We start from the raw sequence: 19117 nt of genomic DNA, 5'->3' as shown, positions 1-19117 counted from the left end.
CGCTAATAGACCACTAACAATTCAAGGAAAGGCACCAAAGCCAGATCAAGGAAAGCCCAAAGCCCTAAGACCCCGGCCAAATGCCGCCGCAAAAGGCAAAAAACAAGCTCATCTAACAGCCGACTTCCCATCCCCCAAAGGCTCCGCCTCATCCCCAGCAGCCGCATCCCGCGTCTCAGGCATCGCGGCCCAAACGAGCAGCACGGCAAGCGCCCCCGCCGCAGCAAGCCCAAAAAAGCTCACGGCATTGCCAAAATGATCCGCCACAAACCCGGCAGCAGTCGTGCTCAAAGTAGCCCCAATCCCGGCAGCCAACCCAAACAACCCAATACAAAGGTTATACCGCCCCTTCCCGCCAGCAACATCGGCGGCAATCAACGGCAGCATCACCCCGAACACGGCCGCGCTCAGGCCGTCGAGCATCTGCACCGGCACCAGCAAATAAGGGCTGCTGATTCCGGCAAACAACAACGCCCGTATCGGCAACGCCGAAAACCCAAGCAGCAGAATCGGCCTGCGTCCCCACCGCTCGGCAGAGCGCCCAACCCATGGCGACATCATCGCCACAATCGCCTGCGGCACGATGATGCACGCGGCAATCACGAGCTGCACGTTGTCACCCATGCCGGCCGTCACTTCACCCGCGGCGAGATTCAGCATCGCCGCATTCGACAAGTGGAACAGCACAATACAAGCCGCAAACAACAGCATCCGCTTGTCACGCAACAGCTCGCGCAAACTCTCGCGCCGTTCGATCTGCGCCGGTGTGGGCCCGGTTTTCGGCAGCTCGATCGTATCGGTACGCTGGATCATCGTCAGCGCAAACAGCGCAGGGACCGCCAGCGCCGCGGTCAGCCAGAACACCGCGCGAGGCGAATAGTATTCGCCGAACACGCCCATCAAGCCGGCCGCGACGGCGCTGCCGATCGACGCCCAGCGCGCATTGCGCCCCAACCGGTCGCCCAGATTCGCGCGCCCCACGAGAGCGAACGAAATCGCGGCCAACGCCGGCGTCAGCATGCAACTGGCAAAGCCGTGGAATACCTCGGCGGCAATCACCGGCAGCACCGTCGGGCTCGCCGCCAGTAGCACCGCACTGAAGATGATCGCGAAGATCGCCCATGCAGCCGCGCCTTTCTTGTTGCGCAACGCGTCGACAGCAGCGCCGCCCGGCACCTGGCTGACCATCGCACTAATAGTGCCGACGGACAGCGCCATGCCGATCTCGCCCTGGGTCCACTTGTGCGAGGCGAGGTACGACGCAATGAACGGCCCGAAACCCGTCTGCACGTTGGCGACGAAAAAATTCAGCCAATCGAGTGCGCGCAGACTTCGCGCGGTGACCAAAGTGCGGCCTGTCATCGGACCGCCCGTGTGTTGGAACCCGCCGTGACTGTGGCCGGCGCGGCAGAAGCCGCAGTGGCAGGAGCGACGGGAGCAGGCGCGGAAGCGGGAGCGGGTGGCGGCGCGGGCGACACCGCGCGGATCGGCTTGTCGTTGGCGTACGGCGGCGTCGCGTTGATCTGCGCATCGCTCAGATCGATCAGCGGATGCAGCTCCTTGTCTTTCGTGACGAAACGCAGGGCCGACCAGTTGGCGGCAATCGTGCGCCGTTCGGTGCTGACCATGCCGTTGACGTCGAGCACGACTGCTTGCGGCTGCGCGTTGGCGTCGATCAGCACGTCGATCACGCGGCCGACCTTGGCGCCGTTCGAGCGCTCGACGTCGGTGTCGATCAGCTGCAATTGCACGGCGGCGGACTTCGCCGCGGGAGTCGGCGTGGCCGTCGCATTGAGCGTGATCGGCGCGGTCTTCGCAGTGGGTGTGAAGCGGAACGCGTTCCACGGGAAATTGACCTTGCGATCTCCGACGCCAAGGAAGCCCTGCAAATTGACCACGATTTCGCGTGGCTTACCGCTCGCATCGGCGATCAGATCGACCGCGCGGCCCACCACTTTGCCGTCGGGCTTCTGCACTTCGCTATCGAGCAGGGCGCGCGCTTCGCTGCGCTCGATCGTGCGCAGCACGATCAGCGGCGCGGGCGCGGGAGGAGGGGGCGCGGGCGTGGCGACCGGCGGCGGAGGTTCGACCTTGCGTGGCTTGACGACCGGCTTCTTCGGTTTCTTCGGCTGCTCGGGCTCGGCCGCTTCAGTCTCGGCCGGTTCCGGCGCGGAGGCGGCTACGGGCGCGCTCGCGGGTTCGACGGGCATCACCGTGGCGTCGACAATCGGCGCCTGTTGCGGGCCCCACAGCAGGCTGCAACCGGACAGCGCGAACAGCGCGAACACAGCAAGAAGCAGAAGACGCCAGGCAGGACGCGAGAAACCGCCGCTCATCAAGAAGGACTCCATGGGCCAGTGCGGACGGGCGCTGTGGACCGCCGCAGTTAAGTCACGCTTTAACTCAGGTAAGGGCCAGAGTGTAACCCGCGGCGCCGGGGCGGCCCGGTTTTGCAGGCTTTCTGACAGGTGTCCGCGACGCACGATTCATGCCGCGCTGTGTACTTTCGGCCGGGACGTAGGCCCGTTTTTGCGCGTCGAACCCCTCAAAACCCTTTCACAACTCGATGACAAACCGTAGGTGTAAACGCGCGGAGCGTCCCCATGGTTTGCCGTCCCTTAAACGATATAAGCATCGCGACATGTCGAGCATGCCATTCATGCGATGGGAGACATATTTGTGTTGCCCTACATTTCGGGACAGCAAAAGAAGAACGGAGCATGCGGGTTGTCTGACGCATCGCAAGCCGACGTTCAAACCTTGCCACACCACATTAGATCAACGCAACGAGACGAACCTGATGGCGGCCGGAAACCGGGCCGTTTCAGCACGCTGATAAAGGAGGCACTCATCATGATGGAACCCCACGCCCAACCGATTTCTGAAGTCGGCGCCGAATCATTCGACGGAAAGGGCTTTCTCGACCGCTACTTCGAAATCTCTTCACGCGGCAGTTCGCAGCGTACGGAAATTGTTGCGGGCATCACGACCTTCCTCGCGATGGTCTATTCCGTGTTCGTCGTGCCGGGCATGTTCGGCAAAGCGGGCTTCGATACCAGCGCGGTGTTTGTCGCCGTATGTCTGACGACCGCCTTCGGTTCGCTGCTGATGGGTGTGTGGGCGCGCCTGCCGATCGCTATCGGCTGCGCGATTTCGCTGACTGCGTTCACCGCGTTCGGCCTCGTGCTCGGTAAAGGTCTGCATCCGAACGTCGCGCTCGGTGCAGTGTTCCTGATGGGTGTCGTCTTCACCGGAATCTCGGTAACGGGCGTGCGTTCGTGGATTCTGCGCAATCTGCCGACCGGCATCGCGCACGGCACGGGGATCGGCATCGGCCTGTTCTTGCTCCTGATCGCCGCGAACGACGTAGGTCTGGTCGTCAAGAATCCGGGCGCCGGTTTGCCGGTGGCACTGGGCAACATCACGGCGTTGCCGGCGATCATGTCGGTGGCGGGTCTGGCTGCGATCTTCGGTCTGGTGCGCCGTCGCGTGCCGGGTTCGATCCTGATCGTGATCGTCGTGATCTCGTTGATTGCGCTCGCAATCGATCCGGCGGTGGTGTTCCACGGCGTGTTTGCGGTGCCTTCGCTGAGCGCACCGGGCCATGCTTCGCTGATCGGCGCGATGGACATCAAGGGCGCGCTTTCGATGGCGGTTCTGCCTAGCGTGCTGGCACTCGTGATGACGGCCGTGTTCGACGCAACCGGCACGATTCGCGCCGTCGCCGGACAAGCCGGTCAACTCGACGAAAACGGCCGCATCATCAACGGTGGCCGTGCGCTGACGGCGGATTCGCTGAGCTCGATTTTCTCGGGCCTGCTCGGTGGCGCACCGGCCGCCGCGTATATCGAATCGACGGTTGGTGTTGCAGCCGGCGCGAAGACGGGTATGGCCGCAGCCGTGGTCGGTCTGCTGTTCCTCGTGGTGATGTTCTTCTCGCCGCTGGCCAGTCTCGTGCCTTCGTATGCAACGGCTCCGGCGCTGATGTACGTCGGTCTGCTGATGCTCTCGAACGTGAGCAAGCTGCACATGGACGATATGGTCGACGCGATGTCGGGCCTGATGTGCGCCGTGTTCATCGTGCTGACCGCCAACATCGTGACGGGCATCATGCTCGGTTTCGCGACGCTGGTGATCGGCCGCGTGGTGAGCGGCGAGTATCGCAAGCTGAACGTCGGCACGGTTGTTATCGCTGTCGTGCTGGTCGGCTTCTATCTCGGCGGTTGGGCCATCTGATTCTGCCGCATTGAGTTTTACGCGGTTTGCTGTAACGCGAGAGTGGGGCGGGCTTGCCTTGCCGCTTCGCTCGAACGTGTAGTCGGTTGTTCTCCACCTTGACGCGGCGTATTGCAGGGTTCGATCTGCGATGCGCCGCGTATCTTTTTTCAGCATCCCCTTAGCACCTTCCGCTTCCTGTGAGCTTTGAGAAAAGTGCGCACCTGTCCTTGACATCCTCACGCGTGTTTCTATACTTAACCTCATGGTTAAGTTTAATGAAACATTACTCGATCGCACCTTTGCCGCGCTGTCCGATCCGACGCGGCGTGCGTTGCTCGCGCGTCTGTCCCAACTGAACGATCTGTCGGTCAGCGAACTCGCCGAGCCGTTTGCGATGTCTTTGCCCGCAGTGATGAAACACCTCGACGTGTTGTCCGAGGCCGGGCTCATCACGCGCAGCAAAACCGGCCGCACGGTGGCGTGCCGCCTGTCAGCCGGACCGATGGAGGAAGCCATGGAATGGCTTACCCGCTATCAGCGCTTCTGGTCCGAATCACTCGATCGTCTTGCTGCTTTCGTCGAAGAGGAACCGCCATGTCCGCCAAACCCAGCCACGCCCACCAGCGTCGTCACGACGCCGCGCCCGCGAAAATCTGCCGCGCCTCTACGGAAGCGGCGCAATTCGTGACATGGATGCATCCGACCGGCTTGAGCCACGGTCTCGATGCGCTGGAACGCTACCTCGCCTGAATTCGCGTGATTTGCTCTATCTAACCTGTATGACGCAGAAAAGGAGACGCACATGGATCCGCAACATCGTATCGGTACCCGGGAAGAATGGCTGGCCGCCAGTAAGGCGCTATTAGTCGAAGAGAAAGCGTACACACGCGCCGGCGATGAACTCGCCCGCAAACGCCGGGCGCTGCCCTGGGTGAAGGTCGACAAGACTTATGTATTCGACACGCCGCAAGGCCCCAAAACACTCGCCGACCTGTTCGGCGGCCGTAGCCAGTTGATCGTTTATCACTTCATGTTTGGTCCGGATTGGGAAGAGGGCTGTTTCGGCTGCTCGTTCGTGTCGGATCACATGGATGGCATCCTGACGCATCTCGAACATCACGACGTATCCTACGTGGCAGTCTCGCGTGGGCCGCTCGCGAAGATCGAGGCGTTCAAAAAACGCATGGGCTGGAAGTTTCCGTGGGTGTCGTCGAATGAGAGCGACTTCAATTTCGACTATCACGTGTCGTTCACACCGGAAGAAATCGCCAGCAAGAAGGGGTTCTACAACTTCACCGAGCAGGATGTCGGCATCGACGAGCTACCCGGTCACAGCGTGTTCTACAAGGACGCAGCGGGCGACATCTATCACACGTATTCCACCTACGGACGCGGCGGCGAGCAGTTCCTCAGTGCGTACGCGCATCTCGACGTGGTGCCGAAAGGCCGCGAGGAGAAGAAGAATATGGGTGAGTGGCTCAAGCATCACGACCGCTATGAGGAGAAGGCGGGCGGTTGCGCCGCGTGCAGCCATTGACGCGCGCCGGCCAGGAATAAGCGGGACGTCATGCCCCTTTGCGTCCCGCTTCATAAAACAGCGCGAACAACTCCGACTGCGAGTTGACGTTGAGCTTCGTATAGATGTGCTTCTTGTGCGCGCGCACCGTCTCGAACGAGATCGTCAGTTTCTCCGCGATGGCGCGCGTTGAAAATCCGCTCAGAGTGAGCATGGCCACCTCCACTTCGCGTGCGGTGAGTGACGAGCGCCCGCCCACCGACGACACCTGCTCGAAACGCGCGGCATAGGTGGGCGTGTCCGCAGGGGCGTCCGTATTGATCGCTGCTTGCGTCACGGCCTCGCTCGAGGCCGGCTCCGGCGCATCGAATGTCTCATACGGCAAGCGCTGCCGCAGTAGCGCGATCACCCATGGCGCACAGAGCGCGAGCACCGCCAGATCGCGCTCGCCATAGCGCTGCGTGGCGCCCAGCGAGAACGCCAGCGTATGCCTCGCGTCTATCATGTAGTTGAAATGCACTTCATCGCCGACGATGTTTTTCCTGAAGTACCGCTGGTAGTAGTCGGTCATCGAGAAGTTGTCGGGCGCGACGTCGGCCAGCGTGACGAAACCCGATGCGGGCTTCTCGGTCGCGGCGATATAAAACGGATCGAGTTGATAGAGCGCGGCGAGATAGTCCTGGAACATCACGTCCACTGTGCCGTCCGGCGTGGGCGATTCTGCGCAGGCGAGCGGCGCCATGCCAGGCGTGAAGCGCAGGGCGACCCAGTTGTCGAACACGACATAGCGTTCGAGCGCGCGTGTGAGGCGGGTCCAGAATTGCGCGCTGTCGAGTGCTTCGATAACCGCGCCGATCTCGCGATGAAAGGCCAGATCGCGCCATTCGAGTTCCATGCGTGCTCCGTTGAGGGTAACCCTGCCGGGTGATTACGGTCAAAAATATGTCTGGTAATAATAGGCCCAACCTGAAACGCGGGCGCCTGACAACAGCCGCTATTTAACGCGAAGCAGATTGCTGAGCATAGGAGACAAAATGCTTCAACTCGAACTGGCACAGATCCCGATCGTAGATGGCGCCGTGGGCGTGGGCGGGGCAAACGTGCAACGCGTGCTGCAAACCATCGGCCAGCGCGCGGCCGGAACCGATCTGATCGTGTTTCCGGAGACCACGCTGTCGGGCTTTCCTACTCGCGACACCATCGCCGACGTGGCCGAACCGATTGACGGGCCGTCGCTGACCGCCGTGCGCAACGCGGCGCGCGAAGCACGGGTTGCGGTGGCAGTGGGTCTCGCCGAGCGTGACGGCAGCCGCTTTTTCAACACCACGGTGCTGGTCGACGAACGCGGCGAGATCGCGCTGCGCTATCGCAAGACGCATCTGTGGGCGTCGGACGTCGGTGTGTTCGAACCGGGCGACCGCTACGAAGTGTGCAGCTTCAAGGGTCTGACCGTTGGCATCCTGGTCTGCTACGACATCGAATTTCCGGAAACGGCGCGCGCGGTTGCCTCGCTCGGCGCCGATCTGCTGATCGTGACGAACGGCAATATGGACCCGTTCGGGCCGGTGCATCGCCGCGCAATCGTGGCGCGTGCGATGGAGAATCAGATGTTTGCGGCGCTTGTGAATCGCATCGGTTCGGGCGACGACAATCTCACCTTCCCCGGTGAATCGGCGCTGATCGATCCGTTAGGCGATGTGGTGTGCGACGCCGGCCACGAAGAAACGGTCCTGCGCGCCACGCTCGATCCCGCGCGCCTCGAAGCCGCGCGCGAGCACTATCGTTATCTGCATGACGCGCGCATTTCGCTCGACCTCGCGACGCAAGACGGCGAGCAAGGGCAACGTGCGCGTGTGATCCGAACGCGCTAAGGCGCGTGCGCAGGTGTAGGTGCGCATAAGCACGCATCCACACCTACGCGCAGCACGTTAGGCAAAGAATCATCGGCGCGACTTCCGCGCACCCTGCAAGACTGATCGACAAAACCCGACCCGGGCGCGTTCAACGTCGCCCTCGACGACGCTCGCCCATTCGCAAGAGGAGACACCGCATGACCCCGACATCCCCCACGGAGCGCGCCGGCGCACCTGCCGCGCCCCAAAGCGCGCATCTGAAACGCACACTCGGCCTGCCTTCGGTTTTGCTGTTCGGCCTCGCCTATATGGCGCCGCTGATCGTCTACGGCACCTACGGCGTGCTGGCGACCGCCAGCAACGACACCGCCGCGCTCGCGTATCTGATTGCCCTGGTCGCGATCGTGTTCACCGCGCTCAGTTACGGCAAGCTCGCGCGGCTTTTCCCGGTAGCGGGTTCAGCGTACACATACACGCGCAAAAGCTTCAATCCGCATCTGGGTTTCATGATCGGCTGGGCCACCTTGCTCGATTACTTCTTCCTGCCGATGGTGATCTGGCTGATCGGCGCCGCGTATCTCAGCGCCGCGTTTCCGCACATTCCGAGCTGGATCTGGATCGTCGCGTTCATTGTGTTGACGAGCGCGCTGAATATTCTTGGCATCGAACTCGCGAACCGTTTCAACATCGTGCTGATGGTCGTGCAACTCGCGATCGTCGCCTTGTTCGTCGTGCTGTGCTGCCACTATGTGACCGCGGCGGTTGGCCCCGGTGGCCTGATTTCGGCCGAACCGTTCTTCAAGCCGCATGTGCCGTTGTCGGCGACGATGGCGGGCGCCGCGATTGCCGCCTATTCGTATCTGGGCTTCGATGCAGTGTCGACATTGACTGAAGAAACCATCGCCCCTGAAAAAACCATGCCGCGTGCGATTGTGCTGATTGCGCTGATCGGCGGCGCGATCTTCGTGATCGCCGCGTACACGGTGCAACTCGCGCATCCGGGTGCGGTGTTCAAGGACCCGGATTCGGCCGCGTTCGAAGTCGCACGCAAAGTCGGTGGCGATATCTTCGTGACGGTGTTTCTGGCCGGCCTGATTCTCGCGCAGTTCGCGTCGGGCATCTCGGCGCAGGCAAGCGTGGGGCGTCTACTGTATGCGATGGGACGCGACGAAGTCTTGCCGAAGCGCATCTTCGGTTTCGTGCATCCGAAGTTCAAGACGCCGGCGCTGAACATCGCGATCGCGGGTGCAATCGGTCTTGTCGCGTTGAAGCTCGACGTGGCGACCTCGACCTCGTTCATTAACTTCGGCGCGTTTCTCGCGTTCACCGCGGTCAATCTGTGCGTGATCCGGCAGTTCTTCAACGCGAAGGGCAGTGCGAATGCGATGGGTGTGATCGGCGGCCTGGTGTTTCCGCTGGCTGGTGCGATTGCGGATATCTGGCTGCTGGTGAGTCTGGAGAAAACCGCACTGGTGCTCGGCGCGGTGTGGTTCGTGCTGGGCTTGTGCTATCTCGGCTGGATCACGCGCTGTTTCCGCCGGGCGCCGCCGGAAGTCGCGGTCTGATAGCTGATGGCGCTGCGTTGCGCAGCGCCGAACTCACAACGCCATGTCAAAGGCGGGTTTGAGGAACAGTTCGATCGCCATCACGATCAGGCTCATCACGGCCGCGGACAGTGTCAACGTGCCGTACTCGTCGTAGCGTGCATCGTATAAGCATGCTACGACGAAAATAATCGCCATCAGGTTGGTCAGCCAATCGAAATTCAACGCCAAGGTCATCGATCAAATCCGGGCTTACGCGCGACTCGTATCGTCGGATCGCGCTATTACGTGAGCCGGATTCTAGCGAGTTGAGCTTACGGATTTGCTACGCCTGGGCTTACATGGATTACGGCCTGGAGGACCTCACTTGGCGGCCATCATGTCGTGCTCGATCCAGTCGATCACCGACGTGCGTTTAGGCTGCCAGCCGAGCAGTTTGCGCGCACGCTCACCACGCACACGGCTGTTCGATCCCAGCCCGTACGAAGCCATTTCGTAACCCCATTCCTTCTGCGCTTCTGCGAGCGGCCAGTCTTGTGCCTCGCCCAGTTTCATCACGCGGGCGATTGCGGCGCTCATGTCGCGAAACGACGCCTCGCCGCTTTCGACGAAGTAGAAGGTGCCTGCCGGCGTCTTCTCCAACGCAAGGCGATAGAGCTCGGCGACGTCGCCGATATGCACGTTCGACCAGATGTTGCCGCCGCTGCCCACATGCCGCACCACGCCGCTCTTTTGCGCCTGACGCACGAGTCGCGGCAACTGCACGCTTGCGCTGCCCGGCACGTCGCCGTGGCCGTAGATCAGCGTGTTGCACAGCACCGCCGAGCGGATGTTCTGCTGCGCCGCGTCGAGTACGAGTTGATCGATGGCGACGCGTGCCGCTTTGTCCGCGGTCGGCTCGGGCAGGGCGTCTTCGTGATAGATGCGCGCCTCGCCCGCTTCACCACCCGAGGCATCGCCGACGATGCTCGAGCCGCTCGTATGCAGAAACGGTTTGCCGGAACCAGCGAGGCCGTCGATCAGCGCTTTCACTGCGCCTTCATGGTCGCTGCTCGCGGCGTTGATGACCGCGTCGGCGGCTTTGGCTTCGGTGATCAGCAGTTCGCGGTCGTCGAGCGTGCCGATGACGGGTTCGATACCGAGGCGTTGCAATTCAGCGCTGTGTTCGGGTTTGCGGATCAAACCGCGCACATGGTGGCCGGCGCGCACGAGGTGCGCCGCAATCGAGCCGCCGATAAAGCCGCTTGCGCCAGTAATGAAAATCTTCAAGACGTTCTCCTAAGGTGGAAACACCGGAAATACGATGACATGGACGCAGTATCCACCGTCTTGATTCTCGCAAAAAGCGTGTTAGTCTCAAATCAATCTTGATTTGAAATCAACAATGAAGACTTCCACTGACGAATTACTGGTGTTCGCGACGGTGATCGACTGCGGTTCGATCACTGCGGCGGCCGAGAAATTGCAGCAGACCGTCTCGGGCGTGAGCCGTGCCCTCACGCGCCTCGAAAAGAAACTCGACACCGCGCTGGTGAGGCGCACCACGCGCCGTTTGCAACTGACCGAAGAGGGCGAGGCGTTCCTGCGGCGGGCGCGGGCGATTCTCGATGCGATGGAAGAGGCCGAGGAATCCGTCACGCGTGGACGCGAGCGGCCCTCGGGGCGCTTGCGTGTCGATGCGGCGTCACCGTTCATGCTTCATTGCGTGGCGCCCCATATGAAGGCGTTTTCAGCGCTGTATCCGGAGATTCGTCTGGAATTGACGAGCAACGAGCGGATCGTCGATCTGCTAGAACAGAAGGTGGATATCGCGATCCGCATCGGCGCGTTGCAGGATTCGACCCTGCATGCACGCACCCTGGGCAGTAGCAAGCTGCGGGTGCTCGCGAGTCCGGCGTATCTGGCTGAATACGGCGAGCCGCGTTCGGTGGAAGCATTGCGCTCGCACCGTCTGATCGGCTTCACGGCGCCGGAACATCTGAATCGCTGGCCGGTGCGGGCGGGTGGAAAGGGCAAGTCCGAGACGCTGAAGATCGAGCCGGCGATCACCGCATCGAGCGGCGAGACCTTGCGGCAGCTCGCGCTGTCGGGATGGGGCATCGCCTGTCTCGCCGACTTCATGACGGCGGCTGACGTGCGCGAAGAGCGGCTGGTGCCGATTCTCGGCAATGTGCTGGTGGATGAGCGGCAGCCCGTCAGCGCGGTGTATTACCAGAGCGCTTCGCTGGCGGGGCGCGTGCAGTGTTTCCTGGATTTCATGGCGGCGCGGGTGAGGCTGTAGCGAATCGCGTCGAGTTTTTTGTCCGCTTGCCGCTCTGTATTTTGAACGTGTATATACAAGTTGGTTGTCACGACGGACGAACGCGATACGGCGCGCGCCGACACCCGAAACCCCGGCTCAAGCGATATGCATGCCACGTAAGCTTCCGGCTCTAATGGAAACTCCCAGGCCCGAAGCTGCAAAAACAAGTTGTATATACAAGCCGACGCCGCTAGACTTCCTCTTGAATTGTATAGACAAGACAGGACACAACACCATGATGATTCTGAAGCCCGGCTACCTGACCCTCCCGCAACTGCGCCAGATCGCTCGCGAGCACGTCGCGCTGCAGCTCGATCCCGCCAGCCACGCCGCCATCGACGCCTGCGCCAAAGCCGTCGCCGATATCGCCGCGAAGGGCGAGCCGGCATACGGCATCAACACGGGTTTCGGGCGCCTCGCCAGCACGCACATTCCGCATGACCAGCTCGAGCTGCTGCAGCGCAATCTGGTGCTGTCGCACGCGGTCGGCGTGGGTGAGCCGATGTCGCGTCCGGTCGTGCGTCTGTTGATCGCGCTGAAGCTGTCGAGCCTCGGCCGTGGCCACTCGGGCATCCGCCGCGAAGTGATGGAAGCGCTGATTACGCTGTATAACGCCGACGTGCTGCCGGTGATCCCGGTCAAGGGTTCGGTCGGCGCTTCGGGCGACCTCGCGCCGCTCGCGCATATGTCGGCAACGCTGCTCGGCGTCGGCGAAGTGTTTGCGAAGGGCGAACGCATGCCGGCTACCGAAGGCCTCGCGCTGGTCGGCCTGAAGCCGCTCACGCTGCAAGCGAAGGAAGGTCTGGCGCTGCTGAACGGCACGCAAGCCTCGACCGCGCTCGCGCTCTACAACATGTTCGCTATCGAAGACCTGTTCCGCACCGCACTGGTGGCGGGCGCCTTGTCGGTGGATGCAGCAGCGGGTTCGGTCAAGCCGTTCGACGCGCGCATTCACGAACTGCGCGGTCATCAAGGCCAGACGGACGCGGCAGCTGCTTACCGTTCGCTGCTGCAAGGCTCGGGCATCAATGTCTCGCACGCCGATTGCGACAAGGTTCAGGACCCGTACAGCCTGCGCTGCCAGCCGCAAGTGATGGGCGCGTGTCTGGACCAGATGCGTCATTCGGCCGACGTGCTGCTGATCGAAGCGAACGCCGTTTCCGACAATCCGCTGATTTTCCCGGACACGGGCGAAGTGCTGTCGGGCGGCAACTTCCACGCTGAGCCGGTCGCATTTGCCGCTGACAACCTCGCGCTTGCGGTCGCGGAAATCGGCGCGTTGGCCGAACGCCGCATCGCGCTCCTGATCGACGCGACGCTGTCGGGCCTGCCGCCGTTCCTCGTACGCGATGGTGGTGTGAACTCGGGCTTCATGATCGCTCACGTGACGGCCGCAGCACTCGCCTCCGAGAACAAGACGCTCGCGCATCCGGCTTCGGTCGATTCGCTGCCGACGTCCGCGAACCAGGAAGATCACGTTTCGATGGCGACGTTCGCTGCGCGCAAGCTTGGCGACATCGCTGAAAACGTCGCGAACATTCTGTCGATCGAGTTGCTCGCTGCCGCGCAAGGCGTCGATCTGCGCGCGCCGCACAAGACCAGCCCGAGCCTGCAGAAAGTGATGGACGCAGTGCGCAAGGACGTCGCGCATTACGAGCTCGATCACTACTTCGCACCGGATATCGCGGCCGTTACGCGTCTCGTGCAGGACGGCACGATCGCGAAGCTGAGCCCGTTCTCGTTCGCGTCCGAGCAATAAGCTCGAACATCACGTTTTCAAGCACGCCAATCAAGCCAATGAACGCACCGGCCTATCAGGGCATCAAGGACTTCATCCTCGGCCGCATCCACGCGGGCGAATGGGCTGAAGGCGACCAGGTGCCCTCCGAAAACGAGCTCGCCCGTGAATTCAACGTGGCGCGCATGACGGTCAACCGCGCGTTGCGCGAGCTGACTTCGGAGCAGGTGCTGACGCGCGTGCAGGGCTCGGGCACGTTTGTCGCCCGGCCCAAGTACGAATCGACCCTGGTGGCGATCCGCAGTATTTCCGACGAAATCGTCGCGCGCGGTCATCGCCATCAGGCGAACGTGCTGCACATCGGTGCGAGCATCGCTGATGAAGCGCTTGCCGAAGAAATGCAGGTGAGCGCGGGTAGTCCGGTGTTTCATTCTCGCGTGCTGCATTTCGAAAACGACGAGCCGGTGCAACTCGAAGAGCGCTGGGTCAACCCGGCGGTCGCGCCCGAGTACGCCTTGCAGGACTTCACGAACACCACGCCGAATCAGTATCTGGTGCGAGTGGCGCCGTTGCAGCGCGTCGAGTACCGCATCGAAGCCCTGGCTGCGGATGCGGATACCCGCGAGCTGCTGACGATGGATGAACTAGAACCGTGCCTCGTGCTGCATCGGCGCACGTGGTCGCAAAGCCAGGTCGCCTCGATCGCCAATCTCTGGCATCCCGGCAGCCGCTATCGCTTCACCGGACATTTCTGATTCTGCTGCTTTTAAAGACCGCTTTTAAAGACCGTTTCCGACTCATTTCCCTGAACTTCTCCCGCACATTTTCAAGCATCCCGAGGGCCACCATGAACAACCCGAAACACATCGACCCGCGTCTGGACCCGACCCGCACGATCCGCGCACCGCGCGGCGCGGAAAAGACCTGCAAGACCTGGATCGCGGAAGCCGCGTACCGGATGATCCAGAACAATCTGGACCCGGAAGTCGCCGAGCATCCGCACGCGCTGGTCGTGTACGGCGGTATTGGCCGTGCCGCGCGTAACTGGGATTGCTTCGATCAGATTCTCGCGTCGTTGAAAGACCTCGAAGAGAACGAGACGCTGCTGATTCAATCGGGTAAGCCGGTCGGCGTGTTCAGGACGCATGCGGACGCACCGCGCGTGTTGCTGGCGAATTCGAATCTGGTGCCGCATTGGGCGACGTGGGAACACTTCCACGAACTCGATCGCAAGGGCCTGATGATGTACGGGCAGATGACCGCGGGCAGCTGGATTTACATCGGCAGCCAGGGCATCGTGCAGGGCACCTACGAGACGTTCTTCTCGGTGGCGAACCAGCATTTCAACGGCGATCCGTCGGGCCGCTGGATTCTGACGGGTGGTCTTGGCGGCATGGGCGGCGCGCAGCCGCTGGCCGCAACCATGGCCGGCTTCTCGATGATCGCGGTGGAATGCGACGAGACGCGTATCGACTTCCGTCTGAAGACGCGTTACGTCGACAAGAAAGCGGCGACGCTCGACGAAGCGCTCGCCATGCTTGAAGAAGCGAAGAAAGCAGGCAAGCCGGTTTCGATCGGCCTGCTCGGCAACGCAGCGGATGTGTTCGCTGAATGCGTGACGCGCGGCATCACGCCGGATTGCGTGACCGATCAGACCAGCGCGCACGATCCGATTCACGGCTACCTGCCGCAAGGCTGGAACGTCGAAGACTGGCGCGAGCGTCAGAAGACAGTGCCGGACAGCATCGTGCTGCCCGCCAAGCAGTCGATGGCCAAGCAGGTTCAAGCAATGCTGACGCTGCAGGAACGTGGCGCCGCTACGCTCGACTACGGCAACAACATCCGTCAGATGGCGCTGGAAATGGGCGTTGAAAACGCGTTCGATTTCCCGGGCTTCGTGCCGGCGTATATCCGCCCGCTGTTCTGCGAAGGCAAGGGCCCGTTCCGCTGGGTCGCACTCTCGGGTGATCCGGAAGACATCTACAAGACCGATGCGAAGGTCAAGGAATTGATCCCTGACGATCCGCATCTGCACAACTGGCTCGACATGGCGCGTGAACGCATCGCGTTCCAGGGTCTGCCGGCGCGGATCTGCTGGGTCGGCGTGAAGGATCGTTATCGTCTGGGTCAGGCGTTCAATGAAATGGTCCGGAACGGCGAGCTGAAGGCGCCGATCGTGATCGGCCGCGATCACCTCGACACCGGTTCGGTGGCAAGCCCGAATCGCGAAACCGAATCGATGAAAGACGGCTCGGACGCGGTCAGCGACTGGCCCTTGCTCAACGCACTGCTGAACACGGCAGGCGGCGCTTCGTGGGTCTCGCTGCACCATGGCGGCGGCGTTGGCATGGGCTTCAGCCAGCACTCGGGCGTCGTGATCGTCGCTGACGGTACCGATGCTGCGAAGGAACGCCTCGGCCGTGTGCTGTTCAACGATCCGGCAACGGGCGTGATGCGTCACGCGGATGCGGGCTATGAACTCGCGCAGGAAACGGCGCGCGAGGCAGGGCTGAATCTGCCGATGCTGGGCCGTTGATCGTGGCGGTTGTCCCGAACGTGGCAACCACGACGCTCATCCGCGGCGCCGAACTCGTGGCGGCGCCGTGGAAGAACGGCGGCGGCGTCACGCGCGAAGTGGGCGCGTTTCCCGCAGGCGCAGGCCTCGACGCATTCACGTGGCGCGTCAGCATCGCCGACGTGGCGCAAGCGGGGCCGTTCTCGCGTTTCGCGGGCATCGACCGCACGTTGGTGTTGTTGTCGGGCGCGGGTATGCTGCTCGATGAAACCGACGACACCGGTGCTCACGCCGTGAAGACGCACGCGTTGACTCAGCCGCTCGATATCGCGCAGTTTGCGGGCGAAGCGCGAATCGATGCACGCCTTGTCGACGGCGCCACGCGCGACTTCAACCTGATGGTCCGCCGCGGTGTGGCGGTGGGTGAAACTGAGGTATGGCGCGGCGCTACGCAACGGACTTTGTCCGCCGACGTGGTGTTGTTGTTCTGCGCAGGCGGCGCGGTTTCAGTCACGCTCGGTGGCGAAGCCCAACCGCAAGTGCTTGAAGCCGACGACACACTGCGCATCGACACGCCGAACGCGCTGTCATGCGTGGCCGAGGGCGCGGGCGCATTGCTCGCGATCAGCATCCGCTATACGTGATCACCGCAACGATGACGACGATTCGCGTGCGCGCTTGAATGTTGCCAAACACCTGGCAAAGGCCAGGCGAAGCGCGCCGCGAACCACCACAGACACGCAACGAGCTGCAAAGAGCACGCGATGAAGCAAACCGTCTGGCATCACCTGAAACTCTGCCCTGAGGGCGATCCCCAACACACGCTGGCCGATGCCGCGATTGCCGTTGAAAACGGCAAGATCGTGTGGCTCGGTGCGGCTTCCGACTTACCCGTTCACTACGCCGCATGGCCGCGCGAAGATCTGCACGGCGCGTGGGTGACGCCAGGCCTCGTCGATTGCCATACCCACCTCGTGTATGGCGGCCAGCGCGCGGATGAATTCGCGCAGCGTCTCGCGGGCGTCAGTTATGAAGAAATCGCGCGGCAGGGCGGGGGCATCGTCTCGACGGTGCGCGCCACGCGTGCCGCTGATGAAGACTCGCTGTTCCGCCAATCGGCCGCGCGCCTCGAACCGCTGCTCGCCGAAGGCGTAACGACCGTCGAAATCAAATCCGGCTACGGCCTCGATCTCGTCAGCGAACGCAAGATGTTGCGCGTCGCGCGCCGGTTGGGCGAGCGCTATCCGGTAACGGTCTATACGACATTTCTCGGTGCACACGCGTTGCCGCCTGAATTCGCGGGAAAAGCCGATGCGTACATCGACGAAGTCTGCAACACGATGCTGCCCGCGCTCGCCGACGAAGGACTGGTCGACGCCGTCGACGTGTTTTGCGAGCGCATCGGCTTTTCTCTGGAACAGAGCGAGCGCGTGTTCCAGGCCGCGGAGCGCTATAAATTGCCGGTGAAAATGCACGCCGAGCAGTTGTCGAATGGTGGTGGCACGGCGTTGGCCGCGCGTCACCATGCGCTGTCCGCGGACCACCTTGAATTCCTCGACGAAGCGGGCGTCTCCGCGATGAAAGCGTCCGGCACCGTCGCCGTGCTGCTGCCCGGCGCGTACTACTTCATCCGCGAGACGCAATTGCCGCCTTTGGATTTGCTGCGGCGTTATCAGGTGCCGATTGCGATTTCCACCGACAGCAATCCCGGCACGTCGCCGACCACCTCGCTGCTGTTGATGATGAACATGGCGACCACGTTGTTCCGCATGACCGTGCCCGAAGTGCTGCAAGGCGTGACCACGCATGCGGCGCGTGCACTCGGCAAGGCAGACCAGCATGGCTCGCTGCAAGCCGGGCGCGCGGCGGATTTTGCGGTGTGGTCGGTGGAAACGCTTGCTGAGTTGGCTTACTGGATTGGGCGTCCGTTGTGCGCGCGGGTCGTGCGTGCAGGCGAGACTGTTTATGCACGGCGTGATTTGAGCTAGGGCCTGAGAGATGATGCAATCAAAACAATCACTATTCGCCGATCACGCCTATCTACCCGACGGCTGGCGCCGCAATGTGCTGCTGGAATGGGACGCTAACGGCACGCTGACATCCGTGACGCCCGATACGGCGGCAGTTCCCGACGGTGTGCAAAAAGCCGCGGGCCCCGTATTGCCTGGCATGCCAAATCTTCACTCGCACGCGTTTCAACGTGCGATGGCCGGCCTGACCGAATATCGTGCGAACGCAACGGACAACTTCTGGAGCTGGCGCGATCTGATGTACCGCTTCGCCGCTCGGATCACGCCGGAAGGGCTCGCTGCCGTCGCGCAGTGGCTCTACATCGAGATGTTGAAGGCGGGCTACACGTCGGTCTGCGAATTCCACTACGTGCACCACACGCCGGATGGCAGCCGCTATTCGAATCAGGCGGAACTGGCGCAGCGTGTGGTGGATGCAGCTTCAGCGAGCGGCATCGGCATGACGATGCTGCCCGTGCTGTATCAATACAGTGGTTTCGGCTCGCGCCCCCCACGCGAAGATCAGCAGCGCTTCATCAACACGCCGGAGAGTCTGCTCGATCTGCTCGGCACGGTGCGCGCGGCGCGTCCCGAGAGTGCGGCCTTGCGTTATGGCGTTGCGCCGCATTCGCTGCGTGCGGTATCGGCCGATTCCTTGCATGCCTTGCTGAATGGCCTTGATCGAAGCGCGCCGGTTCACATCCATATCGCCGAGCAAACCGCCGAAGTCGACGCTTGCGTTGAAACCGAAGGTGCGCGGCCGGTGCAGTGGCTGCTCGATCGTTTCGACGTCGACAGCCGCTGGTGCCTCGTGCACGCCACGCATGTCGATGCGAACGAAACACTGGCGCTCGCGAAAAGCGGCGCGGTCGCGGGTTTGTGTCTGACTACCGAAGCGAATCTCGGCGACGGTATTTTTCCGGCGCAAGAGTATCTCGACGCAGAAGGGCGCATCGGGGTCGGATCGGATAGCCATATCGGGGTCGACTGGCGAGCGGAATTGCGTTTGCTCGAATACGGCCAGCGCCTGACACGCCGTCAGCGCAATGTGCTGGCATCCGCGCACGCCACGCACGTGGCCGATCGTCTGTTCGACGCGGCGCTCGAAGGTGGCGCGCATGCCACCGGTCGCGCAGTGGGCGCATTGCAGGCCGGCCGCCGCGCCGACTGGCTGGTGCTCGACGCGGATCATTCGAGCATCGCCGAGCACGCGCCGAACGCGTGGCTCTCGGGCGTTGTATTCTGCGAACATGGCGAGACGCCGATTCGCGACGTCTACGCGGGCGGCGACAAAGTTGTGGACAATCGCCGCCATCGTGATGAAGAGGGCGCTTACGCGCGTTATCGCGGGGCGCTCGCCGAATTGCTCAAGTAAACTGCTGACGCCGTTGGCTGTTGCCGCATCCTGAAGCGCAAGGCTCG

17 protein-coding genes are annotated in these 19117 nt (G+C 62.4%); 12 read left to right on the top strand and 5 right to left on the bottom strand.

Annotation, left to right across the window (positions count from 1 at the left end):
• Positions 1 to 108: 108 nt before the first annotated feature.
• Both M0D66_RS36660 and M0D66_RS36655 read right to left on the bottom strand, forming a co-directional pair.
• Positions 109 to 1362, bottom strand: a complete 1254-nt coding sequence (locus M0D66_RS36660) for an MFS transporter (protein ID WP_093646737.1) — start codon at positions 1360 to 1362, stop codon at positions 109 to 111.
• Positions 1359 to 2336, bottom strand: a complete 978-nt coding sequence (locus M0D66_RS36655; protein WP_093646739.1) for a PRC-barrel domain-containing protein — start codon at positions 2334 to 2336, stop codon at positions 1359 to 1361. Before M0D66_RS36655 ends, M0D66_RS36660 begins: the two co-directional genes overlap by 4 nt.
• 517 nt (positions 2337 to 2853) lie before the next feature.
• Here M0D66_RS36655 and M0D66_RS36650 point away from each other — a divergent pair.
• The 3 genes from M0D66_RS36650 (at position 2854) to M0D66_RS36640 (ending at position 5755) form a co-directional block, all read left to right on the top strand.
• The gene (locus tag M0D66_RS36650) at positions 2854 to 4236 is read left to right on the top strand and encodes an NCS2 family permease (protein ID WP_074286043.1); all 1383 of its coding nucleotides are present in this window, start codon (positions 2854 to 2856) and stop codon (positions 4234 to 4236) included.
• Between the two features lie 244 nt (positions 4237 to 4480).
• Entirely contained in the window at positions 4481 to 4906 is a 426-nt protein-coding gene (locus M0D66_RS36645; protein ID WP_093646741.1) for a helix-turn-helix transcriptional regulator, read from the top strand.
• A gap of 114 nt (positions 4907 to 5020) precedes the next feature.
• Complete coding sequence (locus M0D66_RS36640; RefSeq protein ID WP_266212802.1) at positions 5021 to 5755, top strand: thioredoxin family protein; 735 nt, start codon at positions 5021 to 5023, stop codon at positions 5753 to 5755.
• Positions 5756 to 5783: 28 nt separating this feature from the next.
• Here the strand turns inward: M0D66_RS36640 and M0D66_RS36635 are convergent, their stop codons facing one another.
• Positions 5784 to 6629 (bottom strand): LuxR C-terminal-related transcriptional regulator, encoded by an 846-nt coding sequence (locus M0D66_RS36635; RefSeq protein ID WP_093646746.1) that lies wholly within the window; start codon positions 6627 to 6629, stop codon positions 5784 to 5786.
• Between the two features lie 139 nt (positions 6630 to 6768).
• On the opposite strand from M0D66_RS36635, the gene M0D66_RS36630 reads away from it, so the two are divergent.
• Positions 6769 to 7605 carry a carbon-nitrogen hydrolase family protein gene (locus M0D66_RS36630; RefSeq protein ID WP_093646748.1) on the top strand — a complete coding sequence of 279 codons (837 nt, stop codon included), beginning with the start codon at positions 6769 to 6771 and terminating at the stop codon, positions 7603 to 7605.
• Positions 7606 to 7784: 179 nt separating this feature from the next.
• On the top strand, positions 7785 to 9152 hold the full coding sequence (locus M0D66_RS36625) for an APC family permease (RefSeq protein ID WP_266212801.1): 1368 nt from the start codon (positions 7785 to 7787) through the stop codon (positions 9150 to 9152).
• A gap of 33 nt (positions 9153 to 9185) precedes the next feature.
• Here M0D66_RS36625 and M0D66_RS36620 read toward each other — a convergent pair whose 3' ends face one another.
• Positions 9186 to 9368 carry a hypothetical protein gene (locus M0D66_RS36620; RefSeq protein ID WP_200621785.1) on the bottom strand — a complete coding sequence of 61 codons (183 nt, stop codon included), beginning with the start codon at positions 9366 to 9368 and terminating at the stop codon, positions 9186 to 9188.
• Positions 9369 to 9494: 126 nt separating this feature from the next.
• Complete coding sequence (locus M0D66_RS36615; protein ID WP_200652161.1) at positions 9495 to 10400, bottom strand: NAD-dependent epimerase/dehydratase family protein; 906 nt, start codon at positions 10398 to 10400, stop codon at positions 9495 to 9497.
• 115 nt (positions 10401 to 10515) lie between these two features.
• Here M0D66_RS36615 and M0D66_RS36610 point away from each other — a divergent pair, with 115 nt between their 5' ends.
• From M0D66_RS36610 to M0D66_RS36580, 7 genes are all read left to right on the top strand, one after another.
• Complete coding sequence (locus M0D66_RS36610) at positions 10516 to 11412, top strand: LysR family transcriptional regulator (RefSeq protein ID WP_266212799.1); 897 nt, start codon at positions 10516 to 10518, stop codon at positions 11410 to 11412.
• 256 nt (positions 11413 to 11668) lie between these two features.
• Complete coding sequence (gene hutH, locus M0D66_RS36605) at positions 11669 to 13192, top strand: histidine ammonia-lyase (protein ID WP_200621786.1); 1524 nt, start codon at positions 11669 to 11671, stop codon at positions 13190 to 13192.
• A 38-nt stretch (positions 13193 to 13230) separates the two neighbouring features.
• Positions 13231 to 13926 (top strand): histidine utilization repressor, encoded by a 696-nt coding sequence (gene hutC / locus M0D66_RS36600; protein WP_054040559.1) that lies wholly within the window; start codon positions 13231 to 13233, stop codon positions 13924 to 13926.
• A 92-nt stretch (positions 13927 to 14018) separates the two neighbouring features.
• Positions 14019 to 15707, top strand: coding sequence for a urocanate hydratase (hutU, locus tag M0D66_RS36595; protein WP_266212798.1), 1689 nt, complete (start codon positions 14019 to 14021; stop codon positions 15705 to 15707).
• 20 nt (positions 15708 to 15727) lie between these two features.
• Positions 15728 to 16330, top strand: a complete 603-nt coding sequence (locus tag M0D66_RS36590; protein ID WP_244869548.1) for a HutD family protein — start codon at positions 15728 to 15730, stop codon at positions 16328 to 16330.
• A 120-nt stretch (positions 16331 to 16450) separates the two neighbouring features.
• Positions 16451 to 17674, top strand: a complete 1224-nt coding sequence (hutI, locus tag M0D66_RS36585; protein ID WP_200652158.1) for an imidazolonepropionase — start codon at positions 16451 to 16453, stop codon at positions 17672 to 17674.
• A gap of 10 nt (positions 17675 to 17684) precedes the next feature.
• Complete coding sequence (locus M0D66_RS36580) at positions 17685 to 19070, top strand: formimidoylglutamate deiminase (protein WP_200652157.1); 1386 nt, start codon at positions 17685 to 17687, stop codon at positions 19068 to 19070.
• Positions 19071 to 19117 lie beyond the last annotated feature (47 nt).

Source organism: Paraburkholderia sp. SECH2 (genome assembly GCF_030464795.1).
Classification (GTDB): domain Bacteria; phylum Pseudomonadota; class Gammaproteobacteria; order Burkholderiales; family Burkholderiaceae; genus Paraburkholderia; species Paraburkholderia aspalathi.
This window is presented reverse-complemented; position numbering and strand designations above follow the sequence as displayed.

Bases quoted from the DNA above. Each gene is read 5' to 3' on its own strand.
- M0D66_RS36640 (WP_266212802.1), top strand. From the start codon at position 5,021: ATGGATCCGCAACATCGTATCGGTACCCGGGAAGAATGGCTGGCCGCC.
- M0D66_RS36630 (WP_093646748.1), top strand. From the start codon at position 6,769: ATGCTTCAACTCGAACTGGCACAGATCCCGATCGTAGATGGCGCCGTG.
- M0D66_RS36635 (WP_093646746.1), bottom strand. From the start codon at position 6,629: ATGGAACTCGAATGGCGCGATCTGGCCTTTCATCGCGAGATCGGCGCG.
- M0D66_RS36645 (WP_093646741.1), top strand. From the start codon at position 4,481: ATGGTTAAGTTTAATGAAACATTACTCGATCGCACCTTTGCCGCGCTG.
- M0D66_RS36655 (WP_093646739.1), bottom strand. From the start codon at position 2,336: ATGAGCGGCGGTTTCTCGCGTCCTGCCTGGCGTCTTCTGCTTCTTGCT.
- hutH (WP_200621786.1), top strand. From the start codon at position 11,669: ATGATGATTCTGAAGCCCGGCTACCTGACCCTCCCGCAACTGCGCCAG.
- M0D66_RS36625 (WP_266212801.1), top strand. From the start codon at position 7,785: ATGACCCCGACATCCCCCACGGAGCGCGCCGGCGCACCTGCCGCGCCC.
- M0D66_RS36650 (WP_074286043.1), top strand. From the start codon at position 2,854: ATGATGGAACCCCACGCCCAACCGATTTCTGAAGTCGGCGCCGAATCA.
- M0D66_RS36610 (WP_266212799.1), top strand. From the start codon at position 10,516: ATGAAGACTTCCACTGACGAATTACTGGTGTTCGCGACGGTGATCGAC.
- hutC (WP_054040559.1), top strand. From the start codon at position 13,231: ATGAACGCACCGGCCTATCAGGGCATCAAGGACTTCATCCTCGGCCGC.
- M0D66_RS36660 (WP_093646737.1), bottom strand. From the start codon at position 1,362: ATGACAGGCCGCACTTTGGTCACCGCGCGAAGTCTGCGCGCACTCGAT.
- hutU (WP_266212798.1), top strand. From the start codon at position 14,019: ATGAACAACCCGAAACACATCGACCCGCGTCTGGACCCGACCCGCACG.
- hutI (WP_200652158.1), top strand. From the start codon at position 16,451: ATGAAGCAAACCGTCTGGCATCACCTGAAACTCTGCCCTGAGGGCGAT.
- M0D66_RS36580 (WP_200652157.1), top strand. From the start codon at position 17,685: ATGATGCAATCAAAACAATCACTATTCGCCGATCACGCCTATCTACCC.
- M0D66_RS36620 (WP_200621785.1), bottom strand. From the start codon at position 9,368: ATGACCTTGGCGTTGAATTTCGATTGGCTGACCAACCTGATGGCGATT.